The 17613-nt window shown below is 66.3% G+C and carries 19 protein-coding genes; 8 read left to right on the plus strand and 11 right to left on the minus strand.

Annotated features, from left to right (window positions below; translation table 11 throughout):
- The first annotated feature begins 15 nt into the window (after positions 1–15).
- From ABL838_RS16395 to ABL838_RS16405, 3 genes are all read left to right on the plus strand, one after another.
- Positions 16–471: a hypothetical protein gene (locus ABL838_RS16395; RefSeq protein ID WP_418121185.1), complete on the plus strand. Its 456-nt coding sequence runs from the start codon at positions 16–18 to the stop codon at positions 469–471.
- A gap of 30 nt (positions 472–501) precedes the next feature.
- On the plus strand, positions 502–1788 hold the full coding sequence (locus ABL838_RS16400) for an amidohydrolase family protein (RefSeq protein ID WP_418121186.1): 1287 nt from the start codon (positions 502–504) through the stop codon (positions 1786–1788).
- Positions 1789–1861: 73 nt separating this feature from the next.
- Positions 1862–2746 carry an alpha/beta hydrolase gene (locus ABL838_RS16405; RefSeq protein ID WP_418121187.1) on the plus strand — a complete coding sequence of 295 codons (885 nt, stop codon included), beginning with the start codon at positions 1862–1864 and terminating at the stop codon, positions 2744–2746.
- On the opposite strand, the gene ABL838_RS16410 is transcribed toward ABL838_RS16405, so the two are convergent.
- Positions 2743–3567: an NAD-dependent protein deacetylase gene (locus tag ABL838_RS16410; protein ID WP_260319259.1), complete on the minus strand. Its 825-nt coding sequence runs from the start codon at positions 3565–3567 to the stop codon at positions 2743–2745. The genes ABL838_RS16405 and ABL838_RS16410 overlap by 4 nt on opposite strands.
- Positions 3568–3689: 122 nt before the next feature.
- On the opposite strand from ABL838_RS16410, the gene ABL838_RS16415 reads away from it, so the two are divergent.
- The gene (locus ABL838_RS16415; protein WP_418116559.1) at positions 3690–4112 is read left to right on the plus strand and encodes a GFA family protein; all 423 of its coding nucleotides are present in this window, start codon (positions 3690–3692) and stop codon (positions 4110–4112) included.
- A gap of 13 nt (positions 4113–4125) precedes the next feature.
- Here the strand turns inward: ABL838_RS16415 and ABL838_RS16420 are convergent, their stop codons facing one another.
- From ABL838_RS16420 to icd, 8 genes are all read right to left on the minus strand, one after another.
- The gene (locus ABL838_RS16420) at positions 4126–4689 is read right to left on the minus strand and encodes a GNAT family N-acetyltransferase (RefSeq protein ID WP_240650511.1); all 564 of its coding nucleotides are present in this window, start codon (positions 4687–4689) and stop codon (positions 4126–4128) included.
- Positions 4676–5131 carry a DUF3574 domain-containing protein gene (locus tag ABL838_RS16425; protein ID WP_418121188.1) on the minus strand — a complete coding sequence of 152 codons (456 nt, stop codon included), beginning with the start codon at positions 5129–5131 and terminating at the stop codon, positions 4676–4678. The genes ABL838_RS16420 and ABL838_RS16425 overlap by 14 nt, the downstream gene beginning before the upstream one ends.
- A 27-nt stretch (positions 5132–5158) precedes the next feature.
- Positions 5159–5893: a CatB-related O-acetyltransferase gene (locus ABL838_RS16430; RefSeq protein WP_418121189.1), complete on the minus strand. Its 735-nt coding sequence runs from the start codon at positions 5891–5893 to the stop codon at positions 5159–5161.
- A gap of 24 nt (positions 5894–5917) precedes the next feature.
- Positions 5918–7357 carry an exodeoxyribonuclease I gene (sbcB, locus tag ABL838_RS16435; protein ID WP_418121190.1) on the minus strand — a complete coding sequence of 480 codons (1440 nt, stop codon included), beginning with the start codon at positions 7355–7357 and terminating at the stop codon, positions 5918–5920.
- Positions 7358–8803 carry a cardiolipin synthase gene (gene cls, locus ABL838_RS16440; RefSeq protein WP_418121191.1) on the minus strand — a complete coding sequence of 482 codons (1446 nt, stop codon included), beginning with the start codon at positions 8801–8803 and terminating at the stop codon, positions 7358–7360.
- 114 nt (positions 8804–8917) lie between these two features.
- Entirely contained in the window at positions 8918–11239 is a 2322-nt protein-coding gene (gene clpA, locus ABL838_RS16445) for an ATP-dependent Clp protease ATP-binding subunit ClpA (protein ID WP_126020299.1), read from the minus strand.
- Between the two features lie 67 nt (positions 11240–11306).
- Complete coding sequence (gene clpS / locus ABL838_RS16450) at positions 11307–11666, minus strand: ATP-dependent Clp protease adapter ClpS (RefSeq protein ID WP_126020469.1); 360 nt, start codon at positions 11664–11666, stop codon at positions 11307–11309.
- 249 nt (positions 11667–11915) lie between these two features.
- Positions 11916–13175, minus strand: coding sequence for an NADP-dependent isocitrate dehydrogenase (gene icd / locus ABL838_RS16455; protein WP_126020302.1), 1260 nt, complete (start codon positions 13173–13175; stop codon positions 11916–11918).
- 219 nt (positions 13176–13394) lie between these two features.
- Between icd and ABL838_RS16460 the strand changes: the two genes are divergently transcribed.
- From ABL838_RS16460 to ABL838_RS16470, 3 genes are all read left to right on the plus strand, one after another.
- Positions 13395–13718 carry a cell envelope biogenesis protein TolA gene (locus ABL838_RS16460; protein WP_126020304.1) on the plus strand — a complete coding sequence of 108 codons (324 nt, stop codon included), beginning with the start codon at positions 13395–13397 and terminating at the stop codon, positions 13716–13718.
- 152 nt (positions 13719–13870) lie between these two features.
- The gene (locus tag ABL838_RS16465) at positions 13871–14071 is read left to right on the plus strand and encodes a hypothetical protein (RefSeq protein ID WP_184637613.1); all 201 of its coding nucleotides are present in this window, start codon (positions 13871–13873) and stop codon (positions 14069–14071) included.
- A 98-nt stretch (positions 14072–14169) separates the two neighbouring features.
- Positions 14170–14637: a DUF192 domain-containing protein gene (locus ABL838_RS16470; RefSeq protein ID WP_418121192.1), complete on the plus strand. Its 468-nt coding sequence runs from the start codon at positions 14170–14172 to the stop codon at positions 14635–14637.
- Positions 14638–14719: 82 nt separating this feature from the next.
- Here the strand turns inward: ABL838_RS16470 and ABL838_RS16475 are convergent, their stop codons facing one another.
- Together ABL838_RS16475 and xseA are read right to left on the minus strand one after the other, a co-directional pair.
- Positions 14720–15301: a superoxide dismutase gene (locus tag ABL838_RS16475; protein ID WP_019652466.1), complete on the minus strand. Its 582-nt coding sequence runs from the start codon at positions 15299–15301 to the stop codon at positions 14720–14722.
- A 49-nt stretch (positions 15302–15350) separates the two neighbouring features.
- Positions 15351–16664 (minus strand): exodeoxyribonuclease VII large subunit, encoded by a 1314-nt coding sequence (xseA, locus tag ABL838_RS16480; RefSeq protein ID WP_369662440.1) that lies wholly within the window; start codon positions 16662–16664, stop codon positions 15351–15353.
- Positions 16665–16977: 313 nt separating this feature from the next.
- Here xseA and ABL838_RS16485 point away from each other — a divergent pair, with 313 nt between their 5' ends.
- Positions 16978–17610 carry a MotA/TolQ/ExbB proton channel family protein gene (locus tag ABL838_RS16485; RefSeq protein ID WP_126024055.1) on the plus strand — a complete coding sequence of 211 codons (633 nt, stop codon included), beginning with the start codon at positions 16978–16980 and terminating at the stop codon, positions 17608–17610.
- Positions 17611–17613: the final 3 nt, after the last annotated feature.

Here is a 17613-nt window from a genome sequence, read left to right on the forward strand (position 1 = left end):
CATCCGGGCGGTGAGGTGAACACGGCACTCCATCTGGACACGACGAACGGCTGTCTCTCGGCGGCCGGCGTCGTTGCCTGTACCGACACCCGCGCCGACAGCCTGCCAGACTCTTTCGCACGGACGGCCCAGGCCGTGCTTGTCGAAGGCCGGCTCGTCGACTGCGTCTTCGCAAGCGCAACCACGACATCCGGCGACATGGCCGTGCAGCTCATGTTGCGTTTCGAAGAACTGCTGTTGGTCAGTTGCTCCCTCACTCTCACGACGCCCGCCCTGCGCAAGCTCGAGGAAGCCGACTTCTACGGCAGCGTAGACCAGCGCTATCGCTTCCACGAGCGCTGGCTGGCCTCCATGGGCGTTTCCGGCAACCCGGCGGCATTTCCCTGGGGCCGTGCCGGCGTCGCCCGCGACCGCAGCGACAACGTGTACATCTACATCCACAACCGGAACAACCGCTGGGCTCTCCGATAGCCTCGCGAGGAACAGGAAAAGGCCCCCACGATGCTCGACCTCCTCATCACCAACGCCACCCTCCCCGACGGCCGCACCGGCATGTCGGTCGCCGTGCAGGGCGGACGCATCGCCGAAATCACTCAGGGCCTGGATGCGCCGGCACACGAAACGCTCGACGCGCAGGGCCTGCTGCTCGCGCCCCACTTCGTCGACCCTCATTTCCACATGGACGCCACGCTGAGCTACGGCCTGCCGCGCGTCAACCAGAGCGGCACTCTGCTCGAGGGCATCGCGCTATGGGGCGAACTCAAGCCGCTGCTGACGGCAGACGCGCTGATCGAGCGCGCACTGGCGTACTGCGACTGGGCGGTGGCCAAGGGATTGCTGGCCGTGCGCTCGCACGTGGACACCAGCGACCCAAGCCTGCTGGCAGTCGATGCGCTGCTCGATGTCAAGCGCAAGGTTGCGCCGTATCTCGACCTGCAGCTGGTCGCCTTTCCGCAGGACGGCGTGCTGCGCTCGCCCGGCGGCGTCGAGAACCTGGAGCGCGCGCTCGACAAGGGCGTGGACGTGGTCGGCGGCATTCCGCATTTCGAGCGCACCATGGCCGAGGGAGCGGCGAGCGTGAAGCTGCTGTGCGAGATCGCCGCGGCGCGCGGCAAGCTGGTCGACATGCACTGCGACGAGTCGGACGACCCGCTTTCGCGCCACATCGAGACGCTGGCCTTCGAAACCCAGCGCCTCGCGCTGCAGGGCCGCGTGACCGGCTCGCACTGCACCTCGATGCACTCGATGGACAACTACTACGTGAGCAAGCTGCTGCCGCTGATCGCGCAGAGCGGCGTGTCGGTGGTGTCCAACCCGCTCATCAACATCACTCTGCAGGGCCGCCACGACACCTACCCCAAGCGCCGCGGCATGACGCGCGTGCCCGAACTCATGGCGGCCGGCGTGAACGTCGCCTTCGGCCACGACTGCGTGATGGACCCCTGGTACGGCATGGGCTCGGGCGACATGCTCGAAGTGGCGCACATGGGCCTGCACGTGGCGCAGATGACGAGCCAGGACGGCATCCGCCAGTGCTTCGAGGCGGTGACGACCAACGCGGCGCGTGTGATGCACCTGGAGAACTACGGCCTCGAGGCCGGCCGCGACGCCAGCTTCGTGCTGCTGCAGGCGCGCGACCCGGTCGAGGCGATCCGCCTGCGCGCCGCGCGGCTCAAGGTGTTCCGCAAGGGCCGCCTGCTGGCCGAGACGCCGGCCGCCACGGCCAGCCTGCACCTTCCGGGCCGGGGCGCCTCGACGAGCTGGATGGCGCCGAAGCACGCCGGTTGAACCCTAGGGCCAGCCCTGCTACAGGGCCGGCGCGCGAAAATCCTGCCCTCATCGGTCCACCGGGAGCCTTTTCATGAAGCGTCTTGCACGGATCTGCGCGACCTGGCTGCTGGCGCTGGCGTTCGCGCCGGCCAACGCGCAGCAGCCCGGCGGCGAAACGGCCGCGCCGCCCGCCGGGGTGCGCCTGCTGGCAGACCAGCCCTACGGCCCCGATCCGCGCCAGCGCATGGACGTCTACCTGCCGCAGAAGGCGCAGCAAGGCGCGCCGGTGCTCGTGATGGTCCACGGCGGGGCCTGGATGTTCGGCGACAAGGCAGCCGCATCCGTGGTCAACCGGAAGATCGGGCACTGGGTGCGCGAGCAGGGCTTCATCCTCGTTTCGGTGAGCTACCGCTTCGTGCCGCAGGTCGACGTGATGCAGCAGGCGCAGGACGTGGCGCGTGCCGTCGCCACCGCGCAGGCGAATGCACCGTCGTGGGGCGGCGACGCCGGCCGCTTCGTGCTCATGGGCCATTCGGCTGGCGCGCACCTCGTCGCGCTGCTCAGCGCATCGCCTTCCATCGCGCGGCAGCAAGGCGCCCGCCCTTGGCTCGGCACCGTGGCGCTCGACAGCGCGGCGCTGGACACGGCCGCGCTGATGCAGCGCCGGCACATGCCCTTCTACGACCGCGTGTTCGGCAGCGACCCCGCCTTCTGGCGCAGCGTGTCGCCCTCCGACGCGCTCGCACCTGGCGCGCCGCCGATGCTGCTGGTGTGCTCCACGCAGCGCCGCGATGGCTCGTGCACGCAGGCGCGGCAGTTCGCGGCACGCATCGGGGCAACGGGTGGCCGTGCGGAGGTGGTGCCGGAAGATCTTTCGCACGCGCAGATCAACGACGAACTGGGGCAGCCCGGCGCATACACCTCGGCGGTGGATGCCTTCGTCCGCTCGCTGACCGGGACGCCCGGCCGGAGCTAGGCCAGCTGCCGCGCGAGCGTCGTCAGCGCCTCGCCGACAGGCTGCTCGACCTTCAGCGAAAGCAGCGCATCGGCCCGCGTGCGCCCCAGGTTCACCGCCGCCACCGGCTTGCCTGCCGCGGCGGCCGCCTGCACGAAGCGGAAGCCCGAATAGACCATCAGCGAAGAGCCGGCCACGAGCACCGCATCGGCCTCTTCGAGCGCGGCGAAGGCGGCTGCGACGCGCTCCTTCGGCACGCTCTCTCCGAAGAACACCACGTCGGGCTTGAGCAGGCCACCGCAGTGCGGGCAGGCGGGCACGTCGAAAGTGGAGAAATCGCGGCCTTCGAGGTCGGCGTCGCCGTCGGGTGCGGCGCGGGCTTCCAGCTCGGCCCAGCGCGGGTTGCGCCGCCGCAGTTCGAGCTGCAGTTCGGAGCGCGGCGTGCGCCGCTCGCAGCCCATGCAGCGCACGGTGTCGATGCGCCCGTGCAGGTCGACGGTGCCGCGGCTGCCGGCCGCGTCGTGCAGGCCGTCGACGTTCTGCGTGAGCAGCAGGCCGACGCGCCCCGCGTCGCCCAGCTTCGCCAGCGCGCGGTGCGCGGCGCCGGGCCGTGCGCCCGCCATGGTCGGCCAGCCGATCAGGCTGCGCGCCCAGTAGCGCTTGCGCGTGGATTCCTCGCCCATGAAGGCCTGGTAGGTGACGGGCGACGGGCGCTTCCACTCGCCGTCGAGGTCGCGGTAGTCGGGAATGCCCGATTCGGTGCTGCAGCCTGCGCCGGTGAGCACGAAGAGCTTGCGGTGGCGCGTGGCGAAGTCGGCCAGCGCGGCGGAATTGGCGTCCATGCGGGCGAGCATACGTGGGCGCGCCGTGGGCCGCTCGCGCCGGGGATTGGCGGCAGCCGGCATTGCGTACGGCAGCCTGCGTTCCTAGGATGGCGGTCTTTCCCTCGAAGGAGCCAGTTCGCATGATGAAAGTACAGGGCGCCTGCCATTGCGGCCGGATCAGCTACGAAGCCGAGGTCGATCCCGAGAAGGTCGGGCTGTGCAACTGCACCGACTGCCAGGTGCTCTCGGGCACGGCGTATCGCGTGTCGGTGACGGTGCCCGCCGCCGGCTTCAGGCTGCTGAGCGGCAAGCCCCGCGGCTACGTGAAGACGGCCGACAGCGGCGTGCTGCGCCGGCAGAGCTTCTGCGAGAACTGCGGTACGCCGGTCTGGGCCAGCGCCGACAGCGACACGCCTCCCAGCTACACGCTTCGCATCGGCCCGCTGGCGCAGCGCGCACTGCTGGCCCCGCGCCACCGGATATGGTGCCGCTCGGCGCTGGCGTGGTCCGAGAACCTGAGCGGGCTGCCTGCGGCGGACGCGGAACCCGCGCCATCGGCCTGACAAGCTCCAAGGGTCAGGCCCGGCCCTCGCCGAGGTCGCACCACATGTGCACCTTTCCAAGCAAGGCACCACCGAGCGCAATGGCCATCGGCTCGACGCCGAAGCTGCGGAAGCCGCAGTCCTCGTAGAGTTTCTGCGCGGCTTCGTTGCCCTCGGTGACCGTGAGTTGCACCACCCGCAGGCCGGCGCGCGCCCGCGCGTGGTCGAGCAAGGCTAGCACCAGCCGGCGGCCGAAGCCCACGCGTCGCGCAGAGGCCTTCACCGACATGCCGAACAGCGTGGCCTTGTGGCTGGCTCGCTCGCGCGTCTCGAAGCTCAGGCCAGCCGCGCCGACCAGCGCGCCGCTGTCGTCGAATGCGCCGTAGACCACGCTGTCGCCGCTCGCACCATCTGCGGCCCCGAGGCGCTCCATCCACCAGCTCAGCGGCAAGGCGGCACGCTCCTCCACCGTGGAGGTGAAGGCGCTGGGGTGCCTGGCGTAGGCGTCGAGCATCACGGCGCGATAGGCCTCGGCGTCGGCCGCGCTCAGGCGGCGGACGACGTTGCGATCGCGCGGCAAGGCCTCAGAAACGGACACAGACAGCCTGCCTCTCCTGCAGCACGGCTTCCTGCGCGAACCTCTGGCGGTACGCGCCGATGATGGCGGCGATGGCGGCGTCGTCCTTCTCGCTGCGCGCATGCAGCAGCACGACCAGCTTGGAGCGCTCGCGCACCACCTCGCCCGACACGCCTCGCCACTGGCCCGCCGCATCGATCACCGTCAGGCCCTGCGGGAACGCGGGTGTCACGGTGCCGTCGAGGAAGGCGGTCCACTCGGCGTCCGACACCTGGCCGCCCGAGGGAATGGCACGGCCGAAAAACAGGGTGTCGCGCTCGAAGGTCTCGAAGCCGCTCCCGCAGGCCCTTGCGCCGCCAGCCCCCGGGGGCGGCAAGGTGCCGCAGCCGACCAGCGCCAGGGTGGCCCCGGCGGCCGCAAGCGCGACGCGGACAGCAGACAGGGTCGCTCTTCTGGTTGTCATGCGCGCACCTCCTTGCATCGTCGTTGTTCAGCCCGGCAGAAAGACCAGCGGCGCGGGCTGGCCCTCGGCGGGCGGCTGGCCGCGGTCGAGCAGCCGCCAGCCGGGATTCCAGCGCGAAAGGCGGTTTTCGGCAACGGCCTCCTCCAGCATCGACTGGGCGGCTTCGGGGCGCCGCCAGTCCAGCGCCAGAGTGCGCAGGTCCCAGTCCCACCAGGGGCAGGCGCGGATGCGCTCGACCAGTGCGTCGGGAAAGCGCTGGCGGATCACCTTGGCAGGCACGCCGCCCACCACGGTGAAGGGCGCCACGTCGCGCGTCACCACCGCGCCCGCGCCGATCACCGCGCCGTCGCCGACGGTGATGCCACTCTTGAGGCTGACGCGCGAGCCGATCCACACGTCGTTGCCGATGGTCACCGGCGAGTGCGACGGAAACTGGCCGACCGACTGGTGGCGGTACGGCTCGGGGAAATTCGGCGCATAGGCCAGCATGTGCGTGGTGAACCAGTCGGCCGGATGGTCCGACAGGGTCTGCACGCCGTCGCCGATGGAGCAATAGCGCCCCATGCGCACGTCGACGAGCAGCGCGCCGGGCGAGATGCTCGTATACGCACCCACGGAGCAACTCGCATGCAGCTGGGCCGAGTGCCAGATGCGCACCGGAGTCTCGAAGCGGAACGGCGTCGGCAGAAGGCAGCCGTCGGACAGGAAGAGCCCGTAGCTTTCGAGCCCCTTCGACAGTTCGGCGTTGATCGTCAGGCTCATGGGCTGGGCGCTCGGTTGCGTTGCTCAGGCCTCGGGCGCGATGGCCTCGGCGTATTCGTAGAGCGCGCCGAGGATCTCTTCTCCACGCTCGTCGGCGTTCTCGGAGAGCGCGTCGACTTCGCTGAACAGCATTTCGATGGTGCGCGCCCCGCCCTCGCCCTTGAAGAGCTTCGCGACACGCAGCGATTCCCAGCGCTCGGTCTCGTCCTCGTTCAGCAGTTGCGGCCAGTTGCGCGCGCGATAGCGGAAGAGGACCTCTTCCAGACGGCCATCGTCGAAGCCCGTGCGATCCTTGGCCAGCTCCTCTGGCGACAAGCCGCGCAGCTGGTTCAGGCGCCGCCGGTCGGCGTTGCCGACGAAGCCGCCGTACAGGTCTTCATCGACATCGGGCGTGGCCTCCTTGGGCCGGGCGTAGACCTGCGACCAGATCGCGCTCATGTCGGGCAGGTCGCGCGCAATGGCCGCGTGGCGCATCGCCGCTTCGAGATCGACGCCCCAGCGCTCGGCCATGGGCGCCGCGAGCGTGCGCAGGTTGCCGACCACCATCGGCGACTTGTTGAGGTGCACGCCCTTGATCGGCAGGCGCACCACGCCCTCGGGCAGGTCGGCCGTGCGGGTAAAGAGGCGCAGCCGCAGCGTCTCGACGTCGATGTCGCGCAGCTCGCTGGGGTCGTGGGCCAGGTCCCAGGCCAGCAGTTCGTTCTTGTTGGTGGGGTGGCTGGCCAGCGGCCACATCACTGCAAGGCAGCCGCGCTCGACCGGGAACATGCCCGAGACGTGCAGGAAGGGCTTGGCGGTCTCGCGCGTCGCGGGCAGGCCCAGCTCGGTGGCGACGCGGTCCTTCCTGTGCAGGCCGAAGGCGAAGTCGAACAGCTTGGGCTGCTTGCTGCGGATGAGGCGCGCCAGCGCGATGGTGGCGCGCACGTCCGACAGCGCATCGTGCGCCGATTCGTGCAGCAGGCCGTTGGCGCGTGCCAGGTCTTCGAGCTTGAAGCTGGGCTTGCCGTCCTCCTTCTTCGGCCACTCGATGCCCTCTGGGCGCAGCGCATAAGTGAGGCGCACCACGTCCAGCAGGTCCCAGCGGCCGCATTCGTTCTGCCATTCGCGCGCGTACGGGTCGATCAGGTTGCGCCAGAACAGGAAGCGCGTGACCTCGTCGTCGAAGCGGATGGTGTTGTAGCCCACGCCGATGGTGCCGGGCTGCGAGAACGCCTTCTCGATACGGGCGGCGAACTCATGCTCGGGAATGCCGCGCTCCAGGCACAGCTGCGGCGTGATGCCGGTGATGAGGCAGGCCTCGGGGCTGGGCAGGTAGTCCGGCGCGGGCTTGCAGTAGATCATCAGCGGCTCGCCGACTTCGTTGAGCTCGGCGTCCGTGCGGATGGCCGCGAACTGCGAGGGACGGTCGCGGCGCGGCACCGCGCCGAAGGTTTCGTAGTCGTGCCAGAGAAAGGTGTGGTTCATTCAGAGCAAGGGTGAAAACAGGCGTGCGATCGCGTCGCCGAGGCGGCGCCAGAAACCCTGGCGCCGGTTGGCGCGCACCGCGCCGCAGCTGTGCAGGTCGGTCTCGAACTGCGCCGCCAGCGGGCGGGTCAGCTCGGGGCCGTAGACCACCGCGCAGACCTCGAAGTTGAGGCGGAAGCTGCGGTTGTCGAAATTGGCGGTGCCGATCATCGCGCAATGGTCGTCCACCACCAGGGTCTTGGAATGGAGCATGCGCGCCTTGTACTCCCAGACCTTCACGCCGGCGGCGATCAGCTCGTCGAAGTACGAACGCGCGGCGGCGCTCACGACGGCCGAGTCGCTTCGGCGCGGCACCAGCAGGCGCACATCGACACCGCGCAGCGCGGCGCTCGTGAGCGCCATCAGCGCCGGCTCGCCGGGCACGAAGTACGGCGTGGTGAGCCAGGCGCGGTGCGTGGCCGAATGGATGGCCTCGACGTGCATGCGGTGGATGGCTTCCATCGGGCTGTCGGGGCCGCTGGTGACGATCTGCACCGGGATGTCGCCGGCCTCCAGCTGCGGCAGCATGGCGTTCAGCGCGTCGTCCATGCCGCGCGGATCTTCGCCTGTGGCGTAGGTCCAGTCTTCCAAGAAGGTGGTCTGCAGCCAGCGCACCGCGCTGCCTTCGACGCGCAGGTGCACGTCGTGATACGCGTCGGGGTTGGTGCGCTTGTCTTCCTCGTCGGTGATGTTCACGCCGCCGGTGAAGCCCACGCGGCCGTCGCACACAACGATCTTGCGGTGGGTGCGGTAGTTGGTCACAGGGCGCAGGCGGCGTCCGATCTTGGTGTCGTGGAACAGCGCCACCTTGACGCCCGCGTCGAGCATCGGCGCCATGAACTTGCGGCCTATGCGCTTGGAGCCCAGCGCGTCGATCAGCAGGCGCACCGCCACGCCCTCCTTCGCGCGTTCGATCAGAAGGTCGCGCAGCGCGGTGCCGATGCGGTCGGGCTCGAAGATGTAGTACTCGAGGTGGATGTGGTTCCGCGCGGCGCGCACGGCGTCGAAGATCGCGTCGAAGGTGCGCGCGCCGCCGGAGAGCAGTTCGACATCGAGCGCGCTGGACACCGGCAGGCCGCAGGTCGCGGTGCCCAGCTTGGCCATCTGTTGCAGCGCTGGAGGAGCGTCGCGCGCCGCGTCGCGCAGCCGCGCCACGTCGGCCTGGGCGAAGGCACTGGCGCGGCTGCGCAGGCGCTTCAGGCGCTGCTTCTTCAGCCGCTGCGGCCCGAGGAAGTAGTAGACGACGAAGCCCGCGAACGGCAGCAGCGCCAGCGAGAGGATCCAGCTCATCGTCGAGACCGGCGCGCGCTTCTGCATCACGATCCAGACCGACAACACCGCGATGTAGCCGCTCCATGCCAGGGAGAGGCCGGTTTTCCATTCGTGGCTGAGTTCGGGGAGGATCAAGGTGGAAAAACGGTTGGTGCTGGTGCGCGGTTCGATATGCGTGGCCGCAAAGAAAAAGGCCGGTAGCGATGCTACCGGCCTTTGACTTCATTGCAGAAACCGCTGCGGGCTCATTCAGCCTGCCGCTGCTTCTTCTGCTTCGGGTTTCTGCTTGCCTTCCTTCTTCGGAAGGGGCTGGATGTCGAGCAGCACTTCGTCCTTGTCGTCGAGGTCGACTTCGAGGCGGCCACCGTCGGTCAGGCGTCCGAACAGCAGCTCGTCGGCCAGCGCACGACGGATCGTGTCCTGGATCAGGCGCTGCATCGGGCGTGCGCCCATCAGCGGATCGAAGCCCTTCTTCGCCAGGTGCTTGCGCAGCTTGTCGCTGAAGGTGACTTCCACCTTCTTCTCGCCGAGCTGGGTTTCCAGCTGCAGCAGGAACTTGTCGACCACGCGCAGGATGACCTGTTCGTCGAGCGCCTTGAAGTTGACGATGGCGTCCAGCCGGTTGCGGAACTCGGGCGAGAACAGGCGCTTGATGTCGCCCATTTCGTCGCCGGCCTGCCTCGGGTTGGTGAAGCCGATGGTCGCCTTGTTCATGGTCTCGGCACCCGCGTTCGTCGTCATGATGATGATGACGTTGCGGAAGTCGGCCTTGCGCCCGTTGTTATCGGTCAGCGTGCCATGGTCCATGACCTGCAGCAGCACGTTGAAGATGTCCGGGTGCGCCTTCTCGATTTCGTCGAGCAGCAGCACCGCGTGCGGCTTCTTCGTGATGGCCTCGGTCAGCAGGCCGCCCTGGTCGAAACCGACGTAGCCCGGAGGCGCGCCGATCAGGCGGCTCACCGCATGGCGTTCCATGTATTCCGACATGTCGAAGCGGATCAGCTCGATGCCCATGATGTAGGCAAGCTGCTTCGCGGCTTCGGTCTTGCCCACACCGGTGGGGCCGGAGAACAGGAACGAGCCGATCGGCTTGTCGCCCTTGCCCAGGCCGGAACGCGCCATCTTGACCGCCGAGGCGAGCACTTCGAGAGCCTTGTCCTGGCCGAACACCACGCTCTTGAGGTCGCGCTCGATGGTCTGCAGCTTGCTGCGGTCGTCGTTGCTGACGTTGGCCGGGGGAATGCGCGCGATCTTCGCGACGATTTCCTCGACCTCGGTCTTGCTGATGGTCTTCTTGCGCTTGCTCGGCGGCAGGATGCGCTGGGCGGCGCCGGCTTCGTCGATGACGTCGATCGCCTTGTCGGGCAGGTGACGGTCATTGATGTACTTCGCGCTGAGCTCGGCCGCGGCCTGCAGGGCCGCCACGGCGTACTTCACGCCATGGTGCTCCTCGAAGCGCGACTTCAGGCCCTTCAGGATGTCAACGGTTTCCTGCACCGACGGCTCGACCACGTCGACCTTCTGGAAACGGCGCGACAGGGCCGCGTCCTTCTCGAAGATGCCGCGGTATTCGGTGAAGGTGGTCGCGCCGATGCACTTGAGCTGGCCGCTGGAAAGCGCCGGCTTGAGCAGGTTGGACGCGTCGAGCGTGCCGCCCGAGGCTGCGCCCGCACCGATCAGGGTGTGGATCTCGTCGATGAAGAGGATGGCGTTCGGCTTGTCCTTGAGCGACTTGAGCACGCCCTTCAGGCGCTGCTCGAAATCGCCGCGGTACTTGGTGCCGGCCAGCAGCGCGCCCATGTCGAGCGAGAACACGTTCGACTCGGCCAGGATCTCCGGCACGTCGCCCTGCGTGATGCGCCATGCGAGGCCCTCGGCGATGGCGGTCTTGCCCACGCCGGCTTCGCCCACCAGCAGCGGGTTGTTCTTGCGCCGGCGGCACAGGATCTGGATGACGCGCTCGACCTCGTACTCGCGGCCGATCAGCGGGTCGATCTTGCCGTCCTTGGCCATCTGGTTGAGGTTCTGGGTGAACTGCTCGAGCGGCGAAGCCTTCTCGTTGCGCTCGCCGCCGCCCTCTTCACCTTCGCCCGAGGGAGCTTCGCCGCTGCCCTTGACGGCTTCCGGCGGATCGCTCTTCTTGATGCCGTGGGCGATGAAGTTGACCACGTCGAGGCGGGTGACGCCCTGCTGGTGCAGGTAGTACACGGCGTGCGAGTCCTTCTCGCCGAAGATCGCGACCAGCACGTTGGCGCCGGTGACTTCCTTCTTGCCGTTGCCGGTGGACTGCACATGCATGATGGCGCGCTGGATCACGCGCTGGAAACCCAGGGTGGGCTGGGTGTCGACATCGTCGGTACCCGCCACCTGGGGCGTGTTGTCCTTGATGAAGTTGGTGAGCGACGCCCGCAGGTCGTCGACGTTGGCCGAGCAGGCGCGCAGAACTTCCGCGGCGCTCGGGTTGTCCAGCAAAGCGAGCAGCAGATGTTCCACGGTGATGAACTCGTGGCGTTGCTGCCGGGCCTCTACGAAGGCCATGTGCAAGCTGACTTCCAGTTCCTGGGCAATCATGTGATTTCCTTTTGCCTTGCTGTAAATAAGTTCTCAGATGGGTTGGAGCTTGCGCAATTCAACTGGTTCATGCAACAGGTTCACTGACGCACTGGAGTGGATGCCCCGCCTGCTGGGCGGCTTCCATTACCTGGTTGACCTTGGTGGCCGCCATGTCGCGGGAATAGACCCCACAGACGCCCCGGCCATCGAGGTGGATCTTGAGCATGATCTGGGTCGCGGTTTCGCGATCCTTGCTGAAATATTCCTGGAGCACGACGATCACGAACTCCATGGGCGTGTAGTCGTCGTTCAGCATCACCACCTGGTACATCTGGGGCGGCGCGGTTTTCTGCGGCCGGCGCTCCAGGACGACCGAATCCCCGTCGTCCCCAGCCGGTTTCTGGGCCGGTGGAGCGCTGGGAGTTTTTGGAATTCTCGTTGCCATGAAAATCATTCTATAGAGCGTGCCAGCGCCGTGCCGAGCGAAAAAAACGTGGTGGCGCGTATCCGACAATTCAAGGGGTTTGCGGCCGTTGCGACAGTATTTCCGCAACGGTGCCCCAGGCAGGAGTTTTAGGCAAAAAAGTCCGCAGCAATTGACTGAAGAAGCAGCAAAAAGCCCTTGAATTCCTTCCGGAAAGTTCAAGGGCTCCTCGTTTACCGCAACGCCGCCATGGACGTCGAAGCGCAGCAATTACATGTTGTCGATCATCACCTGACCGAAGCCCGAGCAGCTCACCTGCGTAGCGCCGTCCATCAGGCGGGCGAAGTCGTAGGTGACCTTCTTGCTGGCGATGGATTTTTCCATCGAGCTGATGATCAGGTCGGCGGCCTCCTTCCAGCCCATGTGACGCAGCATCATCTCGGCCGAGAGGATCTCGGAGCCGGGGTTCACATAGTCCTTGCCAGCGTACTTGGGGGCCGTGCCGTGGGTGGCCTCGAACATGGCGACGGTGTCGCTCAGGTTCGCGCCCGGGGCGATGCCGATGCCGCCTACCTGCGCAGCCAGGGCGTCGGAAACGTAGTCGCCGTTGAGGTTGAGCGTGGCGATCACGCTGTATTCGGCGGGACGCAGCAGGATCTGCTGCAGGAATGCATCGGCGATGCTGTCCTTGACGGTGATCTCCTTGCCCGTCTTCGGGTTCTTGAATTTCATCCACGGGCCGCCGTCGATCAGTTCGGCACCGAACTCCTTGGCCGCGAGGCCGTAGCCCCAGTCACGGAAGCCACCTTCGGTGAACTTCATGATGTTGCCCTTGTGAACCAGGGTGACGCTGGGCTTGTCGTTGTCGATTGCGTACTGCAGCGCCTTGCGCACGAGGCGCTCGGTGCCTTCCCGCGATACGGGCTTGACGCCGATGCCCGAGGTGTTCGGGAAGCGGATCTTCTTGACGCCCATCTCGTCCTGCAGGAACTTGATGAGCTTCTTCGCCTTCTCGCTTTCGGCCTCGAACTCGATGCCGGCGTAGATGTCTTCCGAGTTCTCGCGAAAGATCACCATGTTGGTCTTGTGCGGCTCGCGCACCGGGCTGGGAACGCCCTCGAAGTACTGGATGGGGCGCAGGCAGACGTAGAGGTCGAGCTCCTGCCGCAGCGCGACGTTCAGGGAGCGGATGCCGCCGCCGACCGGCGTGGTCAGCGGGCCCTTGATGGAAACAACGTAGTCGCGCACGGCGTGCAGCGTTTCCTCGGGAAGCCAGACGTCGGGGCCGTAGACCTTGGTCGACTTCTCGCCGGCGTAGACCTCCATCCAGTGGATCTTCTTCTTGCCGCCGTAGGCCTTGGCCACGGCGGCGTCCACCACTTTCAGCATCACCGGGGTGATATCCAGTCCGGTACCGTCGCCCTCGATGAAGGGGATGATCGGTTGGTCAGGCACATTGAGGGAGTTGTCGGCGTTGACCGTGATCTTCTGGCCTTCGGTCGGGACTTTGATGTGCTGATAACTGGTCATGAGAGGGGACGGCTCCGGGATTGACGTACTTTTGACGACTGTCAGCGAATTCAGACACGGCGCGTATTCAGCTGTACAGCCGGCGAACAAATCGCTGTACATTTTAGACGCAACCCATCAGCAAGCGTTTGTCAACCGGCGGCCCGACGGCGTCGTTAGTGGCTGACCTTCTGCTCGCCGGGAGGCGTTTCCAACCAATTCTCGATAGAGGAATCATCAATGAGCAAAATTCTCGCAGTCATGATCGCCGGCCTGTTCGCCGCTGGCGCCTACGCCCAGAACCCGGCCGGTACGACGCCCGAGCAAGGCAACGCCACCAACAGCAAGTCGCAGCAACGCGCCGAAGCCAAGAAGGCTGCCAAGCCCGCTGGCCAGGTCAAGGCCCCGGCTGGCGACGAAGCCAAGACCCCCGAAGGCGGCGCCATCGGTGCCGACAAGGCTGCTGCCTCTGGCGAGAAGCGTGCCGAAACCCGCGACCAGCGTCGTCGCAACAAGGACGGCAGCGTCAAGCGCAAGTCGACCCAAGGCGGCACCCCGAAGTAATTCGGCTGCCCCGCAAAAAAAGCGCTCTTCGGAGCGCTTTTTTTTCGCCTGAGGCTCCCTCGTTGCTGTCAACCGGGTGCAGTGGCCTCCGTTGAATGTCTACCTTCCGCAGGGAGGGCAATCCAGATCAACGAATTTCAAAGGATATGTTCATGAACAAGCTGCTCGCAGCCCTGGTCGCCGGTCTCTTCGCAGTCGGCGCTTTCGCTCAACAAGCCGAACCCGCTCCGGCTGCTCCCGCTCCCGCCGCCAAGGCTGCCAAGCACGCTTCGGCCAAGAAGCACGCAGCCGCCAAGAAGCACAAGGTTCGCCACGTGGCCAAGGCCCACACGGCCGCTGCCAAGAAGGTGTAAGCTTCCACGCTCACCGGCAATGCCCGCATCAGCGGGCATTTTTATTGGTATTTTTAAATCCAGGCCGGGCCCTGGCCCCGCCCTGAAAGAGTCGTCCGATGCTCAAGCGCCTCGCCGCCCTGCTCCCCCTGCTCCTTGCATCCGCGTCGTTCATGATGCCGGCGCATGCCCAGCAGCAACCCCAGAACGATCTGTCGCGCACGCAGCTGTCGATCGGGCTGTACAAGATCGACGCGCAGGTCGCGCAAACCCCTCTGCAACGTGAAATCGGCCTGATGTTCCGCAAGGAAATGCCACAGGCCGAGGGCATGATCTTCGTGTTCGAGCAACCCGCCACGCAGTGCTTCTGGATGCGCAACACGATCCTGCCGCTGACGGCCGCCTTCGTTGCCGACGACGGCCGCATCGTCAACCTCGCGGACATGCAGCCCATGACCGAGAACACGCATTGCTCGCAGGAGCCGGTGCGCTACGTGCTCGAGATGAACCAGGGATGGTTCGCCAAGAAGAACATCAAGAAGGGTGCGAAGCTCGGCGGCGAGCTGTTCGCGGCCGGCAAACGATGAGCACCTGCCGTCCATAGCCAGCAAAAAGCCAAAAAAAGAGCCGACCCATGGTCGGCTTTTTCGTTTTCGGCAGAACGCGGGATCAGCCGAAGTTTTTGGCTGCGAAGTCCCAGTTGACCAGCTTGGCCAGGAAGGTCTCGACGAACTTCGGGCGCAGATTGCGGTAATCGATGTAGTAGGCGTGCTCCCAGACGTCCACCGTCAGCAACGCGGTGTCGGCGGTGGTCAGCGGCGTGCCGGCTGCGCCCGTGTTCACGATGTCCACCGAGCCGTCGGCCTTCTTCACCAGCCAGGTCCAGCCCGAGCCGAAGTTGCCCACGGCCGACTTCACGAAGGCTTCCTTGAAGGCGTCGTAGCTGCCCCACTTGGCTTCGATGGCCTTGGCCAGCGCACCGGTGGGAGCACCGCCGCCTTGCGGCTTCATGCAGTTCCAGAAGAAGGTGTGGTTCCAGATCTGGGCGGCGTTGTTGTAGATGCCGCCGCTGGACTTCTTGACGATCTCCTCGAGCGTCATCGACTCGAACTCGGTGCCCTTCTGCAGGTTGTTGAGGTTCACCACGTAGGCGTTGTGGTGCTTGCCGTAGTGGTACTCGAGGGTTTCCTTCGAATACTCGGGCGCCAGTGCGTCGAGTGCATACGGCAGGGGTGGGAGCACATGTTCCATGGTTTTTTCTCGTGAGTTGGTTGTGGGAATGAAGGATTCTAGGAAGTAATTATTGGGGCGACGTCGGACGCGTTCCCGTCGCGCCGCCCGGTGCGACGGTCAGGTCGACTTCACCGTCGGCCAATCGCGCCTTCACTGCATCGCCAGGCGCAAGTTGCTTCGCGCTGACGATCGCATGACCGTCTGTATCGGTCAGCCATGCATAGCCGCGCTGCAAGACCAGTGCCGGATCGAGCAGCCGCATACGAAGAGCCACACGTTCCAGCCGATCTCGCCGCTGCACAACCGCGCGGCCCAGCTTCTGCGGAAAGTCGGCGGCAATCAGGCGCGGCGCCTGCGTGAGGCGCTCCCTTCTGGCCAGCACCATGTAGCGAAGACGCTGCGCATGGTGTGCCAGGCGCAGTTGTTGCCGATTCACGAGGCCCGAAGGCCGGCCAAGGCGCCCCGCAGCCTGGTCCAGACGTTGCCCGAGCACATCGAGGCGTCCGCCCAGCGCCTCGCCCAGCCGCTCCTCGATCAGATCGAGCGCGCCCAGCCACACGTCGCGTGGCGCGCTCACCAACTCCGCTGCGGCAGTCGGCGTGGGTGCGCGCAGGTCGGCGCAGAAGTCGGCGATGGTGAAGTCGGTTTCGTGCCCCACGCCGCTGACCAGCGGCACCGGGCTCTGCACGATGGTGCGCGCCAGCGCCTCGTCGTTGAAGGCCCAGAGGTCCTCGATGGAGCCGCCTCCGCGCACCAGAAGAATCACGTCGACGGCAGGCGTGAGCTCATACAGCGACTGCAACGCCCGTACCAGTTCACCCGGTGCATTGACTCCCTGCACAGCCGCGGGGGCCAGTACGACCGGAATGTGTGGAACACGCCTTCGCAGCGCGGTGACTACGTCGTGCAATGCGGCGGCGCCGAGCGAAGTGACGATGCCGATCGAGCGCGGCATGGTCGGCAGCGCCCGCTTGCGCGCAGGATCGAAGAGGCCTTCGGCTTCCAGGCGCGCCTTGCGCTGCAGGAACTGCTCGAACAGGGCCCCCTGCCCAGCCCGGCGCAGGCTTTCGACCACCAGTTGCAGATCGCCGCGCGGCTCGTACACCGCAAGTCGCCCGCGCACCTCGACCTGGTCGCCATCGCGCGGCGAAAAATCGAGAAGGCCGGCGGCCCGGCGGAACATCGCGCAGCGCAGCTGGCCCGACTCGTCCTTGAGCGCGAAGTAACAATGTCCACTTGAGGCGCGCGAAAAGCCGGAGATCTCGCCACGCACGGACACCGGATTGAAGCGCGCGTCGAGCGCGTCGGCCACCGCCCGGCACAAGGCGCCGACGGCCCAGACGCGCGGCCCCGGCGCGGAATTCTGTTCACGCACGCTCACAAAATGCACGCTCGGCCAGATGCCACTCTTCCACAACACGCGGCAAGGCCCCGGCCCTGGCCCCCCGAGGCAAGACAGGCGCACGGTTTCTCGTGCAACCCATTGATTTCATTGAAAAAAGTGCTGCTCAAAATTCAGTCGATCCAGCGAAAAGGCCGTCCCATGCGGGTCCGGACGCGTTGCGCAGCAGGTTAATCACAAAGTTATCCACAGAATCTGTGCGTCCTTGCTGACACAAAAACAAGGCGCGTGACGATGGTGACCTCAGTGGATAATCGCCGCGCATTTGCAGTCTACGGGCCGGAGGATTTTCTTGTTTTCCATCATAGTTGCCGCGGGTTGGCCGATCTGGCCCTTGCTTGCTTGTTCGATCATTGCGCTCGCGCTGGTTATAGAACGTTTCACGAGTCTCAAGACCGTGAGGGTACTTCCGCCGAAGCTGCTCGATGAAACCATCACCGCGTCGCACGGAGCCATTCCCGGTCCGGATGTCGTGACCAAACTCGAACGCAACTCGATGCTCGGCCAGGTCCTGGCCGCCGGCCTGCGCGCGCTGAACGCCAATCCGCGCTGCACCGAAGACGACCTGCGCGCCGCCATGGAAGCCTCGGGCCGCACCGTCGCCCACAAGCTCGAGCGCTACCTGCCCGCGCTGGCCACCATCGCATCGGCCGCCCCGCTGCTGGGCCTTCTGGGCACCGTGATCGGCATGATCGAGATCTTCGGCTCGCAGTCGCCCGGTAGCGGCGCGGTGGGCTCGGGCAACCCGGCGCAGCTGGCGCACGGCATCTCGATCGCGCTCTACAACACCGCCTTCGGCCTGATCGTGGCCATCCCGACGCTGATCTTCTGGCGCTACTTCCGCAGCCGGGTCGACGAGTACCTGCTGAACCTCGAACTCTCCGGCGAGCGCTTCGCCCGCCATCTCAACGCACTGCGCAAATGAGCC

This window comes from Variovorax sp. 160MFSha2.1 (assembly GCF_048305075.1).
GTDB classification, from domain to species: domain Bacteria; phylum Pseudomonadota; class Gammaproteobacteria; order Burkholderiales; family Burkholderiaceae_C; genus Variovorax; species Variovorax guangxiensis.